The sequence below is a fragment of the Azospirillum sp. B510 genome (assembly GCF_000010725.1).
GTDB lineage: Bacteria > Pseudomonadota > Alphaproteobacteria > Azospirillales > Azospirillaceae > Azospirillum > Azospirillum lipoferum_B.
On record NC_013854.1, the window covers coordinates 281,508 to 299,581 of the forward strand.

Here is an 18,074-nt window from a genome sequence, read left to right on the forward strand (position 1 = left end):
GTTGGGTGCGCTGCGGTGGCGAAGAGGGGGCGGGCTCCTGTATGGTCGCGCCGAAGGTCCTCTTTTCCTGTTCGGCCCGCCTCTGCGAAAGCACCGATCCATCTCAAGGTGAGCGATGATCCGGCGTGTGCGTACCCTTCCCCTGGTCGTGGCCCTGGCCACGCTGATGGTTCCCGGCTGCATGCCGTACGAGCGGATTCCCAATCCGCCGACCGTGCGCAGCGCGCCCGACACCGGAACCGGGCTGGAGCCGATCTATGGGGAGTGGCAGGTGGACAAGCCGACCCCCGCCTATGCCCAGCCGTCCGCCGGTGCCGGCGTCGTCGCCACGCTGGGGGCCGGGCAGGTGGTGACCACGCTGGGCCGGGTGCGCAACAGCGACTGGGTCGCGGTGAAGGCCGGCAGTTCCACCGGCTATGTCCGGCTGCATCTGCTCAGCCTGAAGAGCAACACGCCGCGCGGCAGCCGCGGCACCTCCACCACCCTGGCGAAGCCGGTCGACAATGCCGGCCCGACCATCAAGGCGGCCCCGCGCGGCAAGATCGGCGCCACGCCGATCGCCAATTGACCCGAGAGCCTGGCGGCCGCCGGAAACGGACGGCCGAGAAACGGGACGGCCGAGAAACGGGACGGGAGTCTCAGACTCCCCCTCGACATGGTTCCGTGATAGAACATATCAGAAACAAAAACCTGTCGAGCGGAGCCGAGTCATGTCCGTCCTGCCGTCTCCCGTCCAATCCGCGGAGGCTGCGCCGCGCGACCGTGCCGGCATGCTGGCCGAGCTGCGCGCGCGCATCCGGCGGATCGAGGGGGCGGGAGGGGAGGAGGGGCGGACCCTGCCGTTCGGCCTCGACTCGGTCGATGGCCATCTGTCCGACGGCGGACTGCCGCTGGGCTGCTTGCATGCGGTGGTGACGGAGAATCCGGGGGCGGGCACCGGCTTCGCCGCAGCGTTGCTGGGCCGGTTGGCGACGCCGAAGGCGCCGGCGCTGTGGATTCTGTGCGGGCGCGACCTCCATGCCCCCGGGCTGGCGGCCTATGGTCTGACGGCGGACCGGCTGATCGTGGCGCGGCCGGCGCGGCCGGTCGACGCGCTGTGGGCGATGGAGGAGGCGTTGCGCTGTCCCGCCCTGTCGGCGGTGCTCGGCGAACTGGAGGGGCTGGATCTCACCGCCAGCCGGCGGCTGCAACTCGCCGCCGAATCGTCGGGAGTGACCGGCTTCCTGCTCGATTCGGCGGCCGGCAAGCCGGGGGGGCAAGGAAGCCTGCGGGCGGAGGGGCTCAGCGCCGCGGTGACCCGCTGGCGTCTCGACGCCGCCCCAAGCCTGGGCGAGGAGAATGAAGCGCCGCGTTCGAGCGGAAGCCTGCCCGGCTTGGGGCTGCCGCGCTGGTCCGTCAGGCTGGAGCGCTGCCGGAGCGGACGGCCGGGGGGCTGGACCCTCGCCTGGGACGGCGGGAGTTGGCTCGACCTCGGCAGTGGAGAGGAGGACGGCCTCGCACAGGCCGCGCAACGCGACTCGGGGACATGGCCAACCCGGCGGCCGGTGTCCGACAACCGACAGGAAGGATTGTCGGATCACCGCCCAGGAGGCGGTGAGCGAACGGCGGTCGGGCGGTGACCGCCGCTACAGGAGCGACGGCTCAGTAGTTGGTCGCCCAATCCGGCTCGCACTGGCCGGGTTCGCGGCGGCCGGGCTGCTCCGCCCCGTCCGGCTCGGTCATCCAGCGCGGGTCATCCGCATCCAATGGCGCGTGCAGCGGGGCGTAGAGCGGCAGCTGGCGGGCGAATTCCGCGGTTTCGGCATCGCGGCGCTGCTTCAGCAGGCGATCGGCAAGGTGGGCGGGCAGCATGGCAGGTCTCCTTCTGAGCGCCGGATGGCACCGTGGATCAGCCTGACAAGGCCGGTCCTGGCCCACCCGTCGTCCTGTTTGCCTGGATAACGACTACGCAAGTTCCAGGCCAGCTGTTAAACGCGTCACACGGGTTCCATGACACACGACGAAATCTCTACAAACGGTTTATACGAAGCCACATGAACCCGCATTGACTCAGATGCGACACGGGAGGACCTCTCGTACATGCCGTGGCGGCATCGCTGTTCGATCGGACATCGCCGCCATCCGTGTGAGATGTGTTCCCTTCCGCGCCGTTCCAACCCATATTCGCGGCCAATCTCCTTCAAGGAATGCGTACCTCCCATGCACAGCGCTCCCGCACCGGAATTCTGCCCGAACTGCCTAAAACCTAACCATCTGTGCATTTGCGAGGCAGTCCAGCCGATCGACAATGGCGTGTTCCTGCTGATCCTGCAGCACCCGCAGGAGAAGCGGGAGAATCTGGGCACCGCCCAGATCGCCCATCTGCAATTCGCCAATTCGCTGGTGAAGGTCGGGTTGAGCTGGCCGGGGCTGAAGCGCATCCTGGGGCGGGAGGTCGATCCCAAGCGCTGGGGCGTGCTGTATCTCGGCCCGGTGAAGGATGGCGGCGCCCCCCGGCCGGAGGTGGCGGTGGTCGACAAGAACGGCCAGCCGCTGCGCGACAGCGCCGAAATCCTGGAGGATCTGGAGGGAGTCATCGTCCTCGACGGCACCTGGAGCCAGGCCAAGACCCTGTGGTGGCGCAATGCCTGGCTGCTGAAATGCCGCCGCATCGTGCTGAACCCACAGTTCCGCTCGCTCTATGGGCAGGCGCGCAAGGAGCCGCGGCGCGACAGCGTCTCCACCCTGGAGGCCGGCGCCTTCCTGCTGTCGCGGCTGGAGGGTGACCAGACCATCATGGACACCGCGCTGAAACCCTTCTCGCTGCTGTTGAAGAAGCTGCGGACCCGCCGCCCGCGCCCGGTGCCGCCGCCGGTTGGCGAGGCCGCCGGTTTGGACGGGGACGAGGCTGCCGGAGAGGAATGACGGGGCCGGAGAGGGACTCCGGCGCCGGGTGCGATGACGCCGAGTGTGATGATCTCGTGTACGAACGGTTGTCGGGTTGACGGCGGCGGGGCGGCGGGTGCCAAATGCGGCATCCCAGCCCCTCGTCTCCCTCTTCCCGCAATCCAACGAGAGAATGATGGCCAGCGATTTCGTGCCCTTCGGCCTGACCGTCTGCGGTCTCAGCGAACTGTGCAATTTCGGCGGCGGCAAGGTCAGCCATGTGCTGTCGATCCTCGACCCCGAGGTGGCGGAGCCGAGCGAGTTCGGTGATTACGGCGAGCATCAGCGGCTGGAACTGCGCTTTCACGATGTCATCGAGCCGACCCGTGGCCAGATCGCGCCGGAACGATCGGATGTCGAACGCATCCTGGCCTTCGGCCGCGACCTGCTGGCCGAGCCGGTGGACTGCCGCCATCTGCTGGTCCATTGCCATGCCGGCGTATCGCGCTCCACCGCGGCGCTGACGATGATCCTGGCCCAGGCGCGTCCCGACCTGCCGGCGGCCGACGCTGTGGCGGCGGTGGCCGCCATCCGTTCCCAGACCTGGCCCAACCTGCGGATGACCGAATTCGCCGACGATCTGCTCGGCCGCAAGGGCGAACTGGTCGCCGCCGTCCGCCAGCGTCACCGCACGCTCGGCCGGCAGCGCCCGGAACTGGTCCAGTTCATGATCGACAACGGCCGCATCCGCGAGGTCGAGGATCTGATCGACTGAGGAGCGGTGCCGGGGCGTGAGAGGAGCGCCGGCGCCCCTCTCCGACGCCCCTCCGGTCTTTGCTCAATAGCCGGCCGACTGGCCGCCGAAGACGCCCTTGGCCCAGGCGCCGACGCGGTGGCGCCACTGCTCGTGCCAGATATAGACGCTGCCCTTGACCCAGTTCATCTGGATCGCCCGGCGCTGGCCCTCGAAGGGGTAGTGGCCGTGCCAGGAGGTATCGCTGCGGCGGAAGCACATCAGGGTGCCTTCCTCCGGCGGAACCTCGGCGGCGTAATCCTCCAGATTCTGCGAGCGCAGGATGCGCAGGCGGCCGCCGGTCGCCTCCCAGGGCGGGTTCATGTAGATCAGCACGGTGATGACCTTGCTGGCCGAATCCGGGTGGATCTTGCCATCGGTTGGCCGGCACATGCCGCGCGCCGTGAACATGGTCGGGTATTTCGACAGGTCGAGTCCGAACTTGTCGGAGAAGGCCTTGCAGACCTCCGGCCCCTTCAGTTCGGCGATCATCCGGTCGAAGGCCGGCCCCTGGGGGAAGACGCCCAGCGGGATCGAGCCGGGCTTGTCCACCTTGGGATAGTCGCGGTGCAGCTCTTCAAGATACTCCCGCTTCACGAACCCCGGAACGCACAGGAAATCATAGGGATCGTGCTGCAAGGGGGTGGCGCGGAACTTGTCCAGATCAAGCATGGACATGGGTATCGAACTCCCAAAGAGCGTGCCGGTGGTTGGCTTTGCCCCAAAACCGGCGCCACTTAACCATGACCGGGGTTTTATGCAACAGGTTTGTCGGGGAAGCAGAGCTCCTGCCGGGCCCGCCATTCCGGGCCGACATAGTTCACGATGATCGATTTGCGCACACCGTCGATCGGGCGCTTCTCGAAACCGTGCCAGGTGTCGCTGCCGGGGATGAAGATCAGCCCCTCGTTGAAGGCGTAGGGGGCGCGGGCGACGACCGTCCGGTTCGCGTCCAGCACGTCGGTGCCCCAATGCGAGCAGTTCGGCCCCTTCGAGAGATAGATCAGCATCGTGTATTTCTTGACGCCGATGTCGGTGTGCGGCTCCAGCCAGAAGCCGTCGGTGTCCTGGCAATATTCGATGCGCAGGCTGCTGCCGGTCAGGTCGACGTCGCAGGTCCTCTGGATGGCGTCGACCACCGCGCGGCTTTGGAAGGCCTGGGCCACCGTCTCGCACACCGCGTATTTCGCGCGGTTCTCGGCGCCGAAATAGGTGCGCGACGCGTTGTTCGTCTCGCGCTTGCCATAGGTGTCGGACACCGGTGGCGGTCCCCAGGGCAGCTCGGCGATGGCGTCGGCGGTCTCTTCCGGCAGCACCTCGGACAGCAGCCAGTGATTGTAGGGCTGCTCGGACAGCCGGCTGCCGTCCAGGCAGCGCAGGAAGGAGGCGGAAACGGCGTCGGGGGTGGTCATGGTGGCGGAGATTCCGGATGGAAGGACGGCCCCGGACCGTGCTTCAGGCAAGACGGCCGGTATGCCAGCGCTTATGGCACGGTCCGCGCCGGAACTCCGCAGCAAAGCGGTCCTACCAGTGGGGTGCGCGCATTGGTCGCGCCGCACCCCGCCCGGCTTGCCGGGTTCGCCCGCCCTGTCCGGGCAGCGCGTCAGGACAGTCCGAGGCGCGTCCGGTGGGCGGACAGGCGGCGGCGCACCTCGTCGGCCACCAGCTCCGTCTCGTTCAGCGGCGCATAGTCCCACCGGTCCAGCGAACCGTCGAACGGCCGGGTGATGCCGTCCTGATACAGCCCGTCATGGAAGGCGCGGAACTTGGGCGACCCGCCCTCCAGCTCGATCACATAGACCGGCTTGCCGGTGGAGCAGGCTTCCGACGTCATCGACACGCTGTCGCAGGTGACGACCACCGCGTCGGCGAGACCGAGATAGGCGAAATAGGGGTTCTCGCCGCCGCCGTCCCACACCTCCGCCGGCAGGCCGGACAGGCGGGCGCGCAGGATCGCCTCGTTGTCGGTGCCGGTGCGGCGCGACGGGGTGACCATCAGCCCGGCGCCATGGCTGCGCGTCAGGTTGGCCAGCCGTTCGGCGACATCGCCCATGATGGTCGGCGTCAGGCGGTAGACGCCGTTGTCGCCGCCGATCAGCACGGCTATGCGCGGATGCGGCAGATGCGCCAGACGGGGAGCGAAGCGTTCGGCCGCGGCGGCCAGGATGGCGGGCGTCACCCGGTGCATGGCGCCGCGGGTCACCAGCACATTGTCGCCGCGCAGCTTGTCATGGCGCGGCACGACGATCAGGTCGAAATGCCGCGGGCTCATCACCGGGTCCTGGATCTGGACGGTGAAGGTCCGGCCGCCCGATCGCCGGCGCACCGCCAGCGAGACGGGAATGGATTGCCGGCCGGTGCCGATCAGCAGGTCGGGCCAGGGCGGCCCCACCGGATCGCCGCCGGGACCGGCGGCGAAGCGGTTGCCGATGCGCAAGTAAGGGGTCAGCTGGCGCCAGGGCGTGCGCAGGTGGACGCGCTTGACGACCGGCGTCATGCCGAGCGACTCCGCCAGACCGACGCATTGGTTTTCCATGCCGGCCTTGCCGTCCGACACGACCCAGCAGGTCAGGGGGGGGCGGGGCAGAGGGGGGCGTGTCAGGGGTTGCATGGGAACTCGAACCGTTGAAGCGTCGAAAGAGGGTGCGGCGAAAAGACCGTTATCCGGGTTGCTCGCCCTTGCGAGGGTTTCCGTCTTGGCGTAGACACCATGCCCGTGTAATATCCTTTCTCCAAATCATCCCCGGAGCGACCGAGTAAAACCATGCGGCGGGTCAAACTCGACCGAATTGACCGTCGGATTCTGCGCGATCTGCAGAACGACGGCCGGATGACCAACGTGGAGCTTGCCCGACGTGCCGGCATCTCCGCTCCGCCCTGCCTGCGCCGCGTCCGCGCGCTGGAGGAGGCGGGATTCATCCGTGGCTACCACGCCGACGTCAACCCCGATGCACTGGGGTTCGGCGTCACGGTGTTCGCCCAGGTCGGCCTCAGCAGCCAGGCCGAGGCGGACCTAAAGAAATTCGAGGAGCTCGTCAACAGCTGGCCGCTCGTGCGTGAGTGCAACATGCTGGCCGGCGAATATGATTTCGTCCTGAAGATCGTGGCGGAGGACTGGGACGACTACCAGCGCTTCCTGACGACCAAGCTGACGGCGGCCCCCAACGTCGCCCATGTGAAGTCGGCGCTGTCGATCCGCACCAGCAAACACACCCCCGGCGTTCCCATCGACGTCGATTCCCCCGACATCCCGGAAGGGACGGAGGACGACGAGGACGAGGATTTCGTCGAGGACGAGGCCGAGACGCCCGCCCGCGCCACCCGGCGCTGACGGGGGGCTGGGCTGAAGGGGGCGGGGTCTCGACCGGGTCCCCGCCATGGACCTTGTCAGAGGGACGATGCGGTGGCCTGGATCAGGCCCGCCGCCGCTCCCCCCAGCACCACCCAGTGGATCGCGACGGCCCGGCGGGTCAGCGCGTAGAGCGCGCCAAGCATGATCGCCCAGGCCCAGATCAGGCCGCCCATGCCGTGCCGCCCGTCCGGCAGCAGCACCGCCATCCCCAGATACACGCCCAGATTCAGGATCACCCCCACCACCGCCGCGGCGATGGCGGCCAGCGCCCCTGCGGCCAGACGGTTGTGGATCAGCCGCTCCACATAGGGGGCGCCGGCGAAGATGAACAGGAAGCAGGGCAGGAAGGTGACATAGGTCGTCAGCGCCGCCCCCAGCATTCCCGCCAGTTCCGGTGACAGAGCGCCCGGCCGGTTCCAGCCGGCGAAGAAGCCGACATATTGCGTGACCAGGATCAGCGGCCCCGGAGTCGTCTCGGCCAACGCCAGTCCATCGACCATCTCGCGCGGGCTGAGCCAGCCATAGGCGTCCACCGCCTGCCCGGCGATGTAGGGCAGCACGGCATAGGCGCCGCCGAAGGTGACGAAGGCCGCCTTGGTGAACAGCGCCGCGATGCCGCGCCAGGGATCGGGGCCGAGAGACAGCAGCACCGCCCCCACCGGCACCGCCCACAGCAGGATGAACAGCGCGGCAAGGATGAACAGCCGGCCAGGCTTCGCGGCCGGCTCCGCCAGTTCGCCATCGCCGTCGGCCACCGGGTGCGGGTGGGCGAACCAGTGACGGCCACCGCGCGCCGCCACGCCGCCGACCAGCGCCGCGCCACCGATCACCAGCGGGAAGGGCAGATGTAGCGCCGCCAGCGCCAGGAAGGCGGTCGCGGCCATGGCGACGGCCGCCGGCCCCTTCAGCGTGCGGCGGCCCATTCGCCACACCGCCGCGGCGATGATCGCCACCACCGCCGGCTTGATGCCGTCGAACAGGGCGCCGATCAATCCGGTGTCGCCATGGGCCGCGGCGATCCAGGACAGGGCCAGCAGCAGCAGGGCGCCGGGCAGGACGAACAGCCCGCCGGCCACCAGACCGCCGCGCAGGCCGTAAATCCGCCAGCCGATATAGGTGGCGAGCTGCTGCGCCTCCGGTCCCGGCAGCAGCATGCAGAAGTTCAGCGCGTGCAGGAAGCGGGTCTGGTCGATCCAGCGGCGGCGGTCGACCAGCTCGCTCTGCATCATCGCGATCTGCCCGGCCGGACCGCCGAAGCTGGTCAGGCCCAGCCTCAGCCAATAGAGACAGAAGCTGGCGAAGGGCGGGGCGGGGGAATTGCTCATATAAGCACCCTAGCGTAAACGCAACGGCAAGGCAGCCTTGGCAGAGTGGGAACAATTGCCGGGCACCCATGGCCTTCCGCATCGCGGAGGTTTAATATTGCAATTGCGAGCGCTGCCGTCGGGGCCGGCGCCGGAAGTCGGGGACGTTGCAGAATGAAGGCTTCCACCCGCGGTCTTGCGGCTGTGTTGGGGGCGGCGCTGTGTGCCGGTATCGGGGGAAAGGTGGCTGGCGGGCTGGACCTGTCGGTGGGAACCGCCCAGGCCGCCATCGGCGTCCATGCCGAGGAGATCGTCCGCTTCCCGTCCAGCGACGGGGATCTGACCGGGGGGGCGCCGACGATGCTGAGCGGCCGGCTGCTGCGCCCGGCGGGCAACGGTCCGCACCCGGCGGTGGTGATGCTGCATGGCTGCGGCGGCCTTTATGCCCGCAACGGCCGGGTGTCGCCGCGCCATGTCTGGTGGGCCACCCATTTGCAGCGGCAGGGCTACGAGGTGCTGATGGTCGACAGCTTCGGCCCGCGCGACGTCGAGGAGGTGTGCACCACCCCGCTGAAGGACCGCACCGTCCGCGCCACGGTGGAGCGCAAGCGCGATGCCTGGGCGGCGCTGGCCTTCCTGCGCAAGCGGCCGGAGGTCGATCACGAGCGGGTCGGGTTGATCGGCTGGTCGCAGGGGGGCGGCACCGTGATGGCCGCCTATGGTGCCGGCGAGGATGGCCCCGCGGTGACCGAAGGGGGCGGCTTCCGCGCCGCCGTCGCCTTCTATCCCGGCTGCAAGACGCCGTTGAGCAACGAGGATTGGCAGCCCGACGGCCCGCTGCTGCTGCTGGTCGGCGGCAAGGACGATTGGACGCCGCCGGAAAGCTGCATCGAGCTGGCGGGCCGCGACGGGATCAAGGACAAGGTCGAGCTGGTGGTCTATCCAGACGCCTATCACGGCTTCGATTCCCCGGACGCTCCGGTGCGCAAGCGCAAGGATCTCGCCACCGTTCCCGGCGGTACCGCCCATGTCGGCACCAACGAAGACGCCCGCACGGACGCGATCCGGCGGGTTGGCGACTTCTTCAAGGAAAAGCTTGGGGGGTGAGGGGTGCTTCCCGTTCCCTCTCCCGTCCCGGGAGAGGGAGGGGACCCGCCGCGAAGCGGTGGGGAGGGTGAGGGGTGATGCAAAAATCCAGAAGCGCATTGTGCCTTGCGCTCCCCCCCCTCACCCTTCCCATGCTCCGCATGGGCCCCTTCCCTCTCCCGGGGCGGGAGAGGGAGGATCAAAGCCTCAACGGAACTCGACCGACACGATCTCGTACAGCTTGGAACCGCCGGGGGTGGAGACCTCCACGCTGTCGCCGACGGACTTGTTGATCAGGGCGCGGGCCAGCGGCGCCTGGATCGACAGCAGGCGGTTCTTGATGTCGCTCTCGTCCTGGCCGACGATCTGATAAGTCGTCTCCTCGTCGGTGTCCTGGTCGGCGAGCGTCACGGTGGCGCCGAACTTGACGGTGCTGCCGGTCAGCTTGGCCGGGTCGATGACCTCGGCGCGGCTGATCTTGTCCTCCAACTCAAGCACGCGGCCTTCGATGAAGCTCTGACGTTCGCGCGCCGCGTGGTATTCGGCGTTTTCCGAAAGATCGCCATGTTCGCGGGCCTCCGCGATGGCTTTGATGACCGCCGGGCGTTCGGTGATCTTAAGGTGCTTCAATTCCTCCTGGAGGCGGTTGAAGCCCGCCGCTGTCATCGGAACTTTTTCCATGTTCGGTCCATCACCGCTTGCAGTCGTTCGACCTGTCCAGAGAGCGACATTAGGGACGAAGACGGCGCGGAGGAGGTCCGCCGCGCCGTCGTCCGTCCTTAATACGATCCGCTAAGGTACGACTGGAGCGGGGCGACTTCAAGGCTGCCGTTCCGGAGTGCGGCAATCGCTTCCACCGCCGCGCGAGCGCCCGCGACCGTGGTGTAGTAAGGAATGTTGTAGGTCAGCGCGGTCCGCCGCAGGCTGAAGCTGTCGGACAGCGCCTGGGCGCCCTCCGTGGTGTTGATGACCAGATGCACGTCGCCGTTGATCATGGCGTCGACGATGTGCGGCTTGCCTTCCACCACCTTGTTGACGACCTCGGCCTCGACCCCGGCGTCCTTCAGCACCTTGGCGGTGCCCGACGTGGCGAGGATGCGGAAGCCCATCTCGTGCAGCTTCTTGGAGATGATGGCCAGCGCCGGCTTGTCATGGTCCTTGACCGACACGAAGACGCAGCCCTTGACCGGCAGGGTGACGCCGGCGCCGAGCTGGGCCTTGGCGAAGGCCAGGGCGAAATTATGGTCGAGGCCCATGACCTCGCCCGTCGACTTCATCTCCGGACCCAGCACGATGTCGACGCCGGGGAAGCGGGCGAAGGGGAAGACCGCTTCCTTGACCGCGGTGTGCGGCGGGTTCGGGCCGTTCAGCGTGAAGGAGGACAGCGCCTCCCCCGCCATGACGCGGGCGGCGATCTTGGCGATGGCGGTGCCGGTGGCCTTGGCGACGAAGGGCACCGTGCGGCTGGCGCGCGGGTTGACCTCCAGGATGTAGACGGTGCCGGCCTGGACCGCGAACTGGACGTTCATCAGCCCGACCACCTTCAGCGCGCGGGCCAGCGCGTCCGACTGGCGGTTGATCTCGGCGATGGTCTCGGCCGGGAGCGAATAGGGCGGCAGGGCGCAGGCGCTGTCGCCGGAATGGATGCCGGCCTCCTCGATATGCTCCATCACGCCGGCGACATAGACCGTCTCGCCGTCGCAGACGACGTCGACGTCGACCTCGATGGCGTCCTGGAGATAGCTGTCGATCAGCACCGGGTTCTTGCCCGACACCTGCACGGCGGTGCCCATGTAGCGCTGGAGCCCGGCCATGTCGTGGACGATCTCCATCGCCCGGCCGCCCAGCACGTAGGACGGGCGGATGACGACCGGGAAACCGATCCTGCTGGCGACCGCCTCGGCCTCCTCCAGCGAACGGGCGAGGCCGTTGGCCGGCTGCTTCAGGGCCAGTTCATGCAGCAGCTTCTGGAAGCGCTCGCGGTCCTCGGCCAGATCGATGGCGTCGGGCGAGGTGCCGAGGATCGGAATGCCGGCGGCCTCCAATGCGGCGGCGAGCTTCAGCGGGGTCTGGCCGCCGAACTGCACGATGCAGCCGAGAACGGTGCCGTTGCGCTGCTCGACCCGCACCAGCTCCACCACGTCCTCGGCGGTCAGCGGCTCGAAATAGAGGCGGTCGGCGGTGTCGTAGTCGGTGGAGACGGTCTCCGGGTTGCAGTTGACCATGATGGTCTCGATGCCGGCCTCCTGGAGGGCGTAGACGGCATGGACGCAGCAATAGTCGAACTCGATGCCCTGGCCGATGCGGTTGGGACCGCCGCCGAGGATGACGACCTTGCGCTTGTCGGTCGGGTCCGCCTCGCACTCCGCCTCGCCGGTCCCGTCGGTCTCGTAGGTCGAGTACATGTAGGGGGTGGCCGAGGCGAATTCGGCCGCACAGGTGTCGATGCGCTTGTAGACCGGGGTGACGCCGGCCTCGCGGCGCGCGGTGGCGACCGCGGCCTCGCTGGTCTTGGCCAGCTCGGCCAGACGGGCGTCGGAGAAGCCCATCTGCTTCAGCTTCAGCCAGCCGGCCTTGTCGGTCGGCAGGCCATCGGCGCGGATCGCCGCCTCGCGGTCGACGATCGCCTTGATCTGCTCCAGGAACCAGGGGTCGTACTTGGAGACGGCCTGGACCTCCTCCACGGTGAAGCCGTGACGGAAGGCCTGGGCGATCACCAGCAGACGGTCGGGGGTGGGGGTGGCCAGCGCGCCGCGGATGGCGGTGCGGTCGGGGTTGCCGTCACCGATCTTGACCTCGTTGAAGCCGGTCAGGCCGGTCTCCATCGAGCGCAGCGCCTTCTGCACCGACTCCTGGAAGGTGCGGCCGATCGACATCGCCTCGCCCACCGACTTCATCGAGGTGGTCAGCAGCGGCTCCGAGCCCTTGAACTTCTCGAAGGTGAAGCGCGGCATCTTGGTGACGACGTAGTCGATCGTCGGCTCGAAGCTGGCGGGGGTGGTGCCGGTGATGTCGTTGGTCAGCTCGTCCAGCCGGTATCCGACGGCCAGCTTGGCGGCGATCTTGGCGATCGGGAAGCCGGTGGCCTTCGACGCCAGCGCCGAGGAGCGCGACACGCGCGGGTTCATCTCGATGACGATCAGGCGGCCGTTGGCCGGGTTGACCGCGAACTGGACGTTCGAGCCGCCGGTGTCCACCCCGATCTCGCGCAGCACCGCGATCGAGGCGTCGCGCATGATCTGGTATTCCTTGTCCGTCAGCGTCAGCGACGGGGCGACGGTGATCGAATCGCCGGTGTGGACGCCCATCGGGTCGATGTTCTCGATGGCGCAGATGATGATGCAGTTGTCGGCGCCGTCGCGCACGACCTCCATCTCATATTCCTTCCAGCCCAGCACCGATTCCTCGATCAGCACCTCGCCGACCGGGCTGGCGCGCAGGCCGCCGCGCACGATGTCCTCGAACTCCGCCCGGTTGTAGGCGATGCCGCCGCCGGTGCCGGCCAGCGTGAAGCTGGGGCGGATGATCGCCGGCAGCCCGACGAACTCCAGCGCGTCCATCGCCTCGGTCAGGGTGCGGACCATGCGCGACTTCGGCGATTCCAGGCCCAGCTTGTCCATGGCGTCGCGGAACAGGATGCGGTCCTCGGCCTTGGCGATGACGTCGCGCTTGGCGCCGATCATCTCCACGCCGAGCCGCTCCAGCGTGCCGTCGTCGGACAGCGCCATCGCCGTGTTCAGCGCGGTCTGGCCGCCCATGGTCGGCAGAAGCGCGTCGGGACGCTCCTTCTCCAGGATCTTGGCGACGACGGCCGGGGTGATCGGCTCGATATAGGTGGCGTCGGCCAGACCGGGGTCGGTCATGATGGTGGCCGGGTTGGAGTTGACGAGGATGACGCGGTAGCCTTCCTCGCGCAGCGCCTTGCAGGCCTGGACGCCGGAGTAATCGAACTCGCATGCCTGTCCGATGACGATCGGACCCGCGCCGATGATGCAGATGGATTTGATGTCGGTGCGTTTGGGCATGGGTCCGCTTCTCTGGAATGTGGTCAGCCGAAAACCCCCCGGCGCCGGGAACCGGAGACGGAGAGCAGGGGTGGGCATGTCGTGCAAGGCCCCCTTATAGGGGGTTCCGGTCCGGGGGGGAAGGGGTGGCATGGATGCCACCCTCGCATGACTGAATCTCGGGCACGGCACCTCCGGCCCATGCGGCCCTTGAACCGGTGGGGAAAGGAACGCATCAATTCCCCCTCTCCCTTTTCGGTTCCCCTTTGGAGACACGCCCCCGATGAGCCACGCCTTCGCCAAGGACAGCCGCGCCTGCGCCGCCTGCGTCTCGTGGGGCGGGGAGCGGGCGCTGTCGGACGACAACACGCTGGTGCATGTGGCCCGCCACGGGGTGGAGGGGGAGTGCCGCACCGCCAGCAGCCAGGACTACCGCCGCATCACCAAGGGCTATCACACCTGCACCGCCTGGGCGCCGCTGCCGATGCTGAAGAAGCATGGCGGCCGGATCGGCCACACGCCGGCCGGGCAGGCGCATACGCCGGTCACCGCCGCGGCCTCGCGGCCGATCACCGCCGCGGCTTCCCAGCCGGTGCCGGCGGCGGCGGCCTTCGCGTCGGCGCCGGTGGCGACCCCGGTGCTCGACGCGCCGCCACCGCCCTGCCGGGCCGATGTCATCGATGCGGAGCAGACGCCGCAGGTCCGCGCCCTCTACACCCACTGGGTGCGGCTGAAGCGCAAGCGCCGCATGCCGCTGGCCATCGAGATCGACACCGCCCAGGTGCGGGAGAGCGTGCCGCGCATCGCCCTGATGGAGCCGACCGCCGACGGCGGCGACTTCGTCTACAAATCCTGCGGCCGCGCCCTGCAACGCCGGCTGGCCGAGCGGCCGACGACGCGGCGGGTGACGGAGTGCCATCCCGAACAGGCGGCGAAACGCTGGCTGTCCGACCTGCGCGCCTGCCTGGACAGCGGCGAGCCGCGCTGCCTCCTGGTGCGCGACGACCCGATGCTGCCGGGGGCGAAGTTCGTCGAGCTGCTGCTGCCGCTGGCCGATGTCGAGGGCGGACCGGCCACCCGCGTGCTGGCCTACCGCCATGTGCCGGGCGGCTGAGGGGGCGGCGATGGAAGGCGGACCAGGGCGAGAGGAGCCGAAGGGAGAAGGACCGGGGTCCGAGATCGTCGGCGTCTGGCCGGCGGCGGTGTGGATCATCGTCGGCACCGGGCATTACCTGAACGACCCCGACCATTTCGCCGGCTGGAAGGGGGCCTTGTATTTCGTGCTGGGCACCGGGCTGGTGGCGCTGGTCGGCGGCATCGCCAGCCTGTCGGCCCGGCGCACCGTCGCCGGCATCCAGGAACGCCTGCTGAAGGAGGTCCGCCACCGCCGCGATTGGGCGAGCTGGTGGGTGGCGCTGGGATTGCGCGGGCTGGTGGGCTTGGGCGAGGCGGTGCTGGTGACGCTGCTGGCGCTGTCGGCGGTGGCTCTGCTGGGGTGACGGGATGGCTGCGAAACAACGGTCCGGCAAGGGGGGAATGATGGGCGGCAAAGGGATCGGATGGGGCGTTCTCCTGGCGATGCTGGTCCTGCCGGCGGCGGGCGGCGGCGCGTCGGCCAATGACAGCACCGGCTTCCAGGGCACCGGCGGGATCGAGCTGACCAGGACCGACGCCATCGAGATGCGGTCGGAGGATCTGTGGATCGGGATGGACGAGATCCGCGTCTCCTACGTCTTCCGCAATGTCAGCGACCGTCCGGTCGAAACGCTGGTGGCCTTTCCGCTGCCCGATCTCGACCTGTCGCCGGGATTGACGGCGTCGGCCTGGCAATTTCCCAAGGAGGCCGATGATTTCCTCGATTTCCGCCTGTGGATCGACGACCGGCCGGAGAAGCCCTCGCTGGAGCGGCGCGCCCTCTTCCAGGGCCGGGATGTGACGGCGGCGGTGGAGGCGGCGGGGGCGCTGGGCATGACGCCCTGGGCGCCGGGGGCCTATGACGACTACGCGCGGACACTGGACCCGGCGGCGCTGGCCCGGCTGCGCGATGCCGGGCTGATCCAGAACGGCGATTATAACAACAACCCGCAATGGACGCTGCGCACCCGCTATTTCTGGACGCAGACCTTTCCGCCGGGGCGCGATGTGCGGGTCCGCCATGTCTACCGGACCTTTCTGGGCCATTCCCTTCTCGGAGATGTGAGGAAGATCGACGCGCGCGGCGTGGTCGGGCGTCTGGTCGGCGAGGCGGCCGGGGGCGGAGCCGGGGCCGACCGCTATTGTCTGGAGGAATCGGCGCGGCGGACCGTGGTGGCCGTCCAGGCGAAATACCCGTCGCCGGCCATGCCCTACGGCACCGCGGAGATCGAATATATCCTGACCACCGCCCGCAACTGGCGCGGTCCGATCGGCCGTTTCCACCTGACCATCGACAAGGGCGCTCCGGAAAACATCGTCTCACTGTGCTGGAACGGTCTGAGCAAGACCGGCCCGACGACCTTCGAATCGACGATCACCGATTTCGTTCCCGACCGCGATATCCGCCTGCTGCTGTTCGTCCGGGCGAAAGCCCCCTGAAATCCGCTCGCCGGTCATGCCGGCGGCGTTTCCCGTGAAACGGAAACAGCCCCGCGCCACTCCGAAAAAGGGCGCTGGCCGGCTGGTTGAAATCGCCATGAGTGAATATATGACAATTAAACAATTTTATTGATATATTATATGCATAACATATCCTTCCGGCTGTGCCGCCGCTGCGAGCCAATGCCCTGGCGGCCAACCGATGGAGAGAGTCAGATGGCAGGCGTCGACATCGTGGTCAGCCGTGGGTTCAATCAGGAGTTCCGGCAAAACCCCAACACATCCCCCGGCTACATTTATAATTACGCGACGGATGACGAGACCTATTTCGTCAATCAGATCGCTCCGTTTCTGCCCCCCTGCGTGTCGTTCTCCGCGGACCCGGCGAATGATCCCCTGGTCTTCACGGCGGATACGCCGGGTCAGAGCGCGCTGGCCTGTTGCAGCACCATCTACCCTTATCCGGGCGACGCCCCGGCCTCCCTGCCGCGCCAGCTTGGGCTGTCCCTGTCGAACGGGCTGACGGTCACGCTGACCCTGATCGCCCGCATCCTGTCGATCGTCCCGCTGGCCGGCGATTCGCCCAGCGTCCAATGGGCCAAGGGCGAGATCGAGCGCCAGACCTCGGTCACCTTCCCGGCGGGCGCCGTGTTGCAGGAGATCATCAGCCCGGAGGGGGGGCGCTATGCCCTGGTCGCCGCCTTCGGCGACAGCGGTTACGACGTCACCAGCCTGGACGGGCTGGCCGATTTGCCGCTGCCGACCGGCTACACCTATCAAAGCTCCGTACTGTCCAGCTATCTGACGCTGGCGGTGGAGCAGACCGCCCATATCCTGATCTGCGGCAGCTTCAACTTTCAGCTTTATGCCTGACCGGAGCCGGCGCGAAGCGCACCGGACGCGAAAAGGCCCTTCCCCTCTTGTGGGAGAAGGGCCTTTTCGCGGTCGGGAGGGCGTTCACTTCACCGCGCTTGCGGTCCAGCCCGGCTCGATCCCCTGCATGTCGGGCAGGTGATGGGCGATGCCCTTGTGGCAGTCGATGCAGCTCCTCTCCCCGGTGAACAGGTAGGTCTCGTGCATCTTGGCGGCGCGCGGATTCTGCTTGGTGATGTCCATCGAATCGGCGCTGTGGCAGTTGCGGCATTCCAGCGAGTTGTTGGACTTCAGCCGTGCCCACTCGTGCTCGGCCAGTTCGCGGCGCTTGTCCAGGAACTTCTCGCGGGTGTCGATGGTGCCGAAGATCTTGCCCCAGACCTCCTTCGACGCCTGCATCTTGCGGGCGATCTTGTCGGTCCACTGGTGCGGGACATGGCAGTCCGGGCAGCTGGCCCGCACGCCCGACCGGTTGGTGAAGTGGATGGTCTGCTTCAGCTCCTCATAGGGATTGTCGCGCATCTCGTGGCAACTGATGCAGAAGGCCTCCTTGTTGGTGGCTTCCAGTGCGGTGTTGAAGCCGCCCCAGAAGACGACGCCGGCGATGAAACCGCCCAGCGTCAGGAAGCCCAGGCCGAAATGGACGCTGGGGCGGGCGAACAGGCGCCACAGGCCCAGCAGGGTGGAGCGGATCGTCATTTCTGGCCGCCTTGGGCATGGCCCAGGACCGAGTCGAAGTCTTGGAAGCTGTTGGGAACGATCGGCTGGGCGTCGGTCTGCGGCACATGGCACTGGGTGCAGAAATAGCGGCGCGCCGCCACCGTGCCCAGGGTCTGGCCGTCACGGTCCTGGAAATGGGTGACCGACAGCATCGGCGCCTGCGAGCCGGCCGTGTTGCGGCGGTCGTGGCAGGTCAGGCACTTGTTGATGTTCAAGTCGATCTGGTAGTCGCGGATGGCATGCGGGATCAGCGGTGGCTGGTCGGCGTAGTTGCGCACGCGCTTCTGGTCGTCGGTGATCTCGCGGTGGGTCGCCTCGGCCGGCACGTCCAGGGTGATCGGATGGTTGGTGGAGGGGACCTTGATCCCCCCCACCGTGCCGGTGCCCGACAGGGCGGCGGGCTTGTCGGCGGCCACGCCGCTGGTGGCGACGCCGACGGCCAGGGCCGGGATGCCGGCCAGCAGGGCCAGCGCGGCGATCAGGAAACGGGTCTTCATGATGCC

19 protein-coding genes are annotated in these 18,074 nt (G+C 68.0%); 10 read left to right on the top strand and 9 right to left on the bottom strand.

The features are described 5' to 3' along the window. The first annotated feature begins 127 nt into the window (after nucleotides 1-127). Together AZL_RS01340 and AZL_RS01345 are read left to right on the top strand one after the other, a co-directional pair. Nucleotides 128-568 carry an SH3 domain-containing protein gene (locus tag AZL_RS01340; protein WP_247894245.1) on the top strand — a complete coding sequence of 147 codons (441 nt, stop codon included), beginning with the start codon at nucleotides 128-130 and terminating at the stop codon, nucleotides 566-568. Nucleotides 569-710: 142 nt separating this feature from the next. Further along, complete coding sequence (locus tag AZL_RS01345; protein ID WP_012972877.1) at nucleotides 711-1,619, top strand: ImuA family protein; 909 nt, start codon at nucleotides 711-713, stop codon at nucleotides 1,617-1,619. A 22-nt stretch (nucleotides 1,620-1,641) separates the two neighbouring features. Here AZL_RS01345 and AZL_RS01350 read toward each other — a convergent pair whose 3' ends face one another. Further along, nucleotides 1,642-1,851 carry a hypothetical protein gene (locus AZL_RS01350; protein ID WP_042442309.1) on the bottom strand — a complete coding sequence of 70 codons (210 nt, stop codon included), beginning with the start codon at nucleotides 1,849-1,851 and terminating at the stop codon, nucleotides 1,642-1,644. Nucleotides 1,852-2,199: 348 nt separating this feature from the next. On the opposite strand from AZL_RS01350, the gene AZL_RS01355 reads away from it, so the two are divergent. Together AZL_RS01355 and AZL_RS01360 are read left to right on the top strand one after the other, a co-directional pair. Further along, nucleotides 2,200-2,904, top strand: a complete 705-nt coding sequence (locus AZL_RS01355) for a tRNA-uridine aminocarboxypropyltransferase (RefSeq protein ID WP_042442311.1) — start codon at nucleotides 2,200-2,202, stop codon at nucleotides 2,902-2,904. 154 nt (nucleotides 2,905-3,058) lie between these two features. Next, nucleotides 3,059-3,640, top strand: coding sequence for a tyrosine phosphatase family protein (locus tag AZL_RS01360; protein WP_247894246.1), 582 nt, complete (start codon nucleotides 3,059-3,061; stop codon nucleotides 3,638-3,640). Between the two features lie 63 nt (nucleotides 3,641-3,703). Here the strand turns inward: AZL_RS01360 and AZL_RS01365 are convergent, their stop codons facing one another. The 3 genes from AZL_RS01365 to AZL_RS01375 form a co-directional block, all read right to left on the bottom strand. Further along, nucleotides 3,704-4,336 (bottom strand): 2OG-Fe(II) oxygenase, encoded by a 633-nt coding sequence (locus AZL_RS01365; RefSeq protein WP_012972881.1) that lies wholly within the window; start codon nucleotides 4,334-4,336, stop codon nucleotides 3,704-3,706. A gap of 77 nt (nucleotides 4,337-4,413) precedes the next feature. Continuing rightward, on the bottom strand, nucleotides 4,414-5,070 hold the full coding sequence (locus tag AZL_RS01370; RefSeq protein WP_012972882.1) for a 2OG-Fe(II) oxygenase: 657 nt from the start codon (nucleotides 5,068-5,070) through the stop codon (nucleotides 4,414-4,416). Nucleotides 5,071-5,261: 191 nt separating this feature from the next. Continuing rightward, on the bottom strand, nucleotides 5,262-6,269 hold the full coding sequence (locus AZL_RS01375) for a mitochondrial fission ELM1 family protein (RefSeq protein ID WP_012972883.1): 1,008 nt from the start codon (nucleotides 6,267-6,269) through the stop codon (nucleotides 5,262-5,264). 153 nt (nucleotides 6,270-6,422) lie between these two features. Here AZL_RS01375 and AZL_RS01380 point away from each other — a divergent pair, with 153 nt between their 5' ends. Next, a complete protein-coding gene (locus AZL_RS01380; RefSeq protein WP_012972884.1) occupies nucleotides 6,423-6,989 on the top strand; it encodes an Lrp/AsnC family transcriptional regulator in 567 nt (188 codons plus the stop codon). A 56-nt stretch (nucleotides 6,990-7,045) separates the two neighbouring features. Here AZL_RS01380 and chrA read toward each other — a convergent pair whose 3' ends face one another. Continuing rightward, on the bottom strand, nucleotides 7,046-8,335 hold the full coding sequence (gene chrA / locus AZL_RS01385) for a chromate efflux transporter (RefSeq protein WP_012972885.1): 1,290 nt from the start codon (nucleotides 8,333-8,335) through the stop codon (nucleotides 7,046-7,048). A gap of 153 nt (nucleotides 8,336-8,488) precedes the next feature. Here chrA and AZL_RS01390 point away from each other — a divergent pair, with 153 nt between their 5' ends. Next, nucleotides 8,489-9,421, top strand: a complete 933-nt coding sequence (locus AZL_RS01390; RefSeq protein WP_148219156.1) for a dienelactone hydrolase family protein — start codon at nucleotides 8,489-8,491, stop codon at nucleotides 9,419-9,421. A gap of 186 nt (nucleotides 9,422-9,607) precedes the next feature. Here AZL_RS01390 and greA read toward each other — a convergent pair whose 3' ends face one another. Next, complete coding sequence (gene greA, locus AZL_RS01395; RefSeq protein WP_012972887.1) at nucleotides 9,608-10,081, bottom strand: transcription elongation factor GreA; 474 nt, start codon at nucleotides 10,079-10,081, stop codon at nucleotides 9,608-9,610. Nucleotides 10,082-10,179: 98 nt separating this feature from the next. Continuing rightward, nucleotides 10,180-13,425, bottom strand: coding sequence for a carbamoyl-phosphate synthase large subunit (gene carB / locus AZL_RS01400; protein WP_012972888.1), 3,246 nt, complete (start codon nucleotides 13,423-13,425; stop codon nucleotides 10,180-10,182). A 262-nt stretch (nucleotides 13,426-13,687) separates the two neighbouring features. Between carB and AZL_RS01405 the strand changes: the two genes are divergently transcribed. The 4 genes from AZL_RS01405 to AZL_RS01420 all read left to right on the top strand — a co-directional run bounded on the left by AZL_RS01405 (nucleotide 13,688) and on the right by AZL_RS01420 (nucleotide 16,851). After that, nucleotides 13,688-14,518 (top strand): hypothetical protein, encoded by an 831-nt coding sequence (locus AZL_RS01405; protein WP_012972889.1) that lies wholly within the window; start codon nucleotides 13,688-13,690, stop codon nucleotides 14,516-14,518. A 10-nt stretch (nucleotides 14,519-14,528) separates the two neighbouring features. Further along, nucleotides 14,529-14,903 carry a hypothetical protein gene (locus AZL_RS01410; protein ID WP_042442315.1) on the top strand — a complete coding sequence of 125 codons (375 nt, stop codon included), beginning with the start codon at nucleotides 14,529-14,531 and terminating at the stop codon, nucleotides 14,901-14,903. Between the two features lie 4 nt (nucleotides 14,904-14,907). Beyond that, nucleotides 14,908-15,978: a DUF4424 family protein gene (locus AZL_RS01415; protein ID WP_012972890.1), complete on the top strand. Its 1,071-nt coding sequence runs from the start codon at nucleotides 14,908-14,910 to the stop codon at nucleotides 15,976-15,978. Between the two features lie 216 nt (nucleotides 15,979-16,194). After that, nucleotides 16,195-16,851 (top strand): hypothetical protein, encoded by a 657-nt coding sequence (locus AZL_RS01420; RefSeq protein ID WP_042442319.1) that lies wholly within the window; start codon nucleotides 16,195-16,197, stop codon nucleotides 16,849-16,851. Nucleotides 16,852-16,935: 84 nt separating this feature from the next. Here the strand turns inward: AZL_RS01420 and AZL_RS01425 are convergent, their stop codons facing one another. Continuing rightward, nucleotides 16,936-17,550, bottom strand: coding sequence for a NapC/NirT family cytochrome c (locus AZL_RS01425; RefSeq protein ID WP_012972892.1), 615 nt, complete (start codon nucleotides 17,548-17,550; stop codon nucleotides 16,936-16,938). Beyond that, nucleotides 17,547-18,068, bottom strand: a complete 522-nt coding sequence (locus AZL_RS01430; protein ID WP_042442322.1) for a nitrate reductase cytochrome c-type subunit — start codon at nucleotides 18,066-18,068, stop codon at nucleotides 17,547-17,549. The genes AZL_RS01425 and AZL_RS01430 overlap by 4 nt, the downstream gene beginning before the upstream one ends. Between the last annotated feature and the right edge of the window lie 6 nt (nucleotides 18,069-18,074).

Coding starts and splice junctions, on each gene's coding strand:
- AZL_RS01345 (WP_012972877.1), top strand. CDS start 711: ATGTCCGTCCTGCCGTCTCCCGTCCAATCCGCGGAGGCTGCGCCGCGC.
- AZL_RS01350 (WP_042442309.1), bottom strand. CDS start 1,851: ATGCTGCCCGCCCACCTTGCCGATCGCCTGCTGAAGCAGCGCCGCGAT.
- AZL_RS01355 (WP_042442311.1), top strand. CDS start 2,200: ATGCACAGCGCTCCCGCACCGGAATTCTGCCCGAACTGCCTAAAACCT.
- AZL_RS01360 (WP_247894246.1), top strand. CDS start 3,059: ATGATGGCCAGCGATTTCGTGCCCTTCGGCCTGACCGTCTGCGGTCTC.
- AZL_RS01365 (WP_012972881.1), bottom strand. CDS start 4,336: ATGTCCATGCTTGATCTGGACAAGTTCCGCGCCACCCCCTTGCAGCAC.
- AZL_RS01370 (WP_012972882.1), bottom strand. CDS start 5,070: ATGACCACCCCCGACGCCGTTTCCGCCTCCTTCCTGCGCTGCCTGGAC.
- AZL_RS01375 (WP_012972883.1), bottom strand. CDS start 6,269: ATGCAACCCCTGACACGCCCCCCTCTGCCCCGCCCCCCCCTGACCTGC.
- AZL_RS01380 (WP_012972884.1), top strand. CDS start 6,423: ATGCGGCGGGTCAAACTCGACCGAATTGACCGTCGGATTCTGCGCGAT.
- chrA (WP_012972885.1), bottom strand. CDS start 8,335: ATGAGCAATTCCCCCGCCCCGCCCTTCGCCAGCTTCTGTCTCTATTGG.
- AZL_RS01390 (WP_148219156.1), top strand. CDS start 8,489: ATGAAGGCTTCCACCCGCGGTCTTGCGGCTGTGTTGGGGGCGGCGCTG.
- greA (WP_012972887.1), bottom strand. CDS start 10,081: ATGGAAAAAGTTCCGATGACAGCGGCGGGCTTCAACCGCCTCCAGGAG.
- carB (WP_012972888.1), bottom strand. CDS start 13,425: ATGCCCAAACGCACCGACATCAAATCCATCTGCATCATCGGCGCGGGT.
- AZL_RS01405 (WP_012972889.1), top strand. CDS start 13,688: ATGAGCCACGCCTTCGCCAAGGACAGCCGCGCCTGCGCCGCCTGCGTC.
- AZL_RS01410 (WP_042442315.1), top strand. CDS start 14,529: ATGGAAGGCGGACCAGGGCGAGAGGAGCCGAAGGGAGAAGGACCGGGG.
- AZL_RS01415 (WP_012972890.1), top strand. CDS start 14,908: ATGGCTGCGAAACAACGGTCCGGCAAGGGGGGAATGATGGGCGGCAAA.
- AZL_RS01420 (WP_042442319.1), top strand. CDS start 16,195: ATGGCAGGCGTCGACATCGTGGTCAGCCGTGGGTTCAATCAGGAGTTC.
- AZL_RS01425 (WP_012972892.1), bottom strand. CDS start 17,550: ATGACGATCCGCTCCACCCTGCTGGGCCTGTGGCGCCTGTTCGCCCGC.
- AZL_RS01430 (WP_042442322.1), bottom strand. CDS start 18,068: ATGAAGACCCGTTTCCTGATCGCCGCGCTGGCCCTGCTGGCCGGCATC.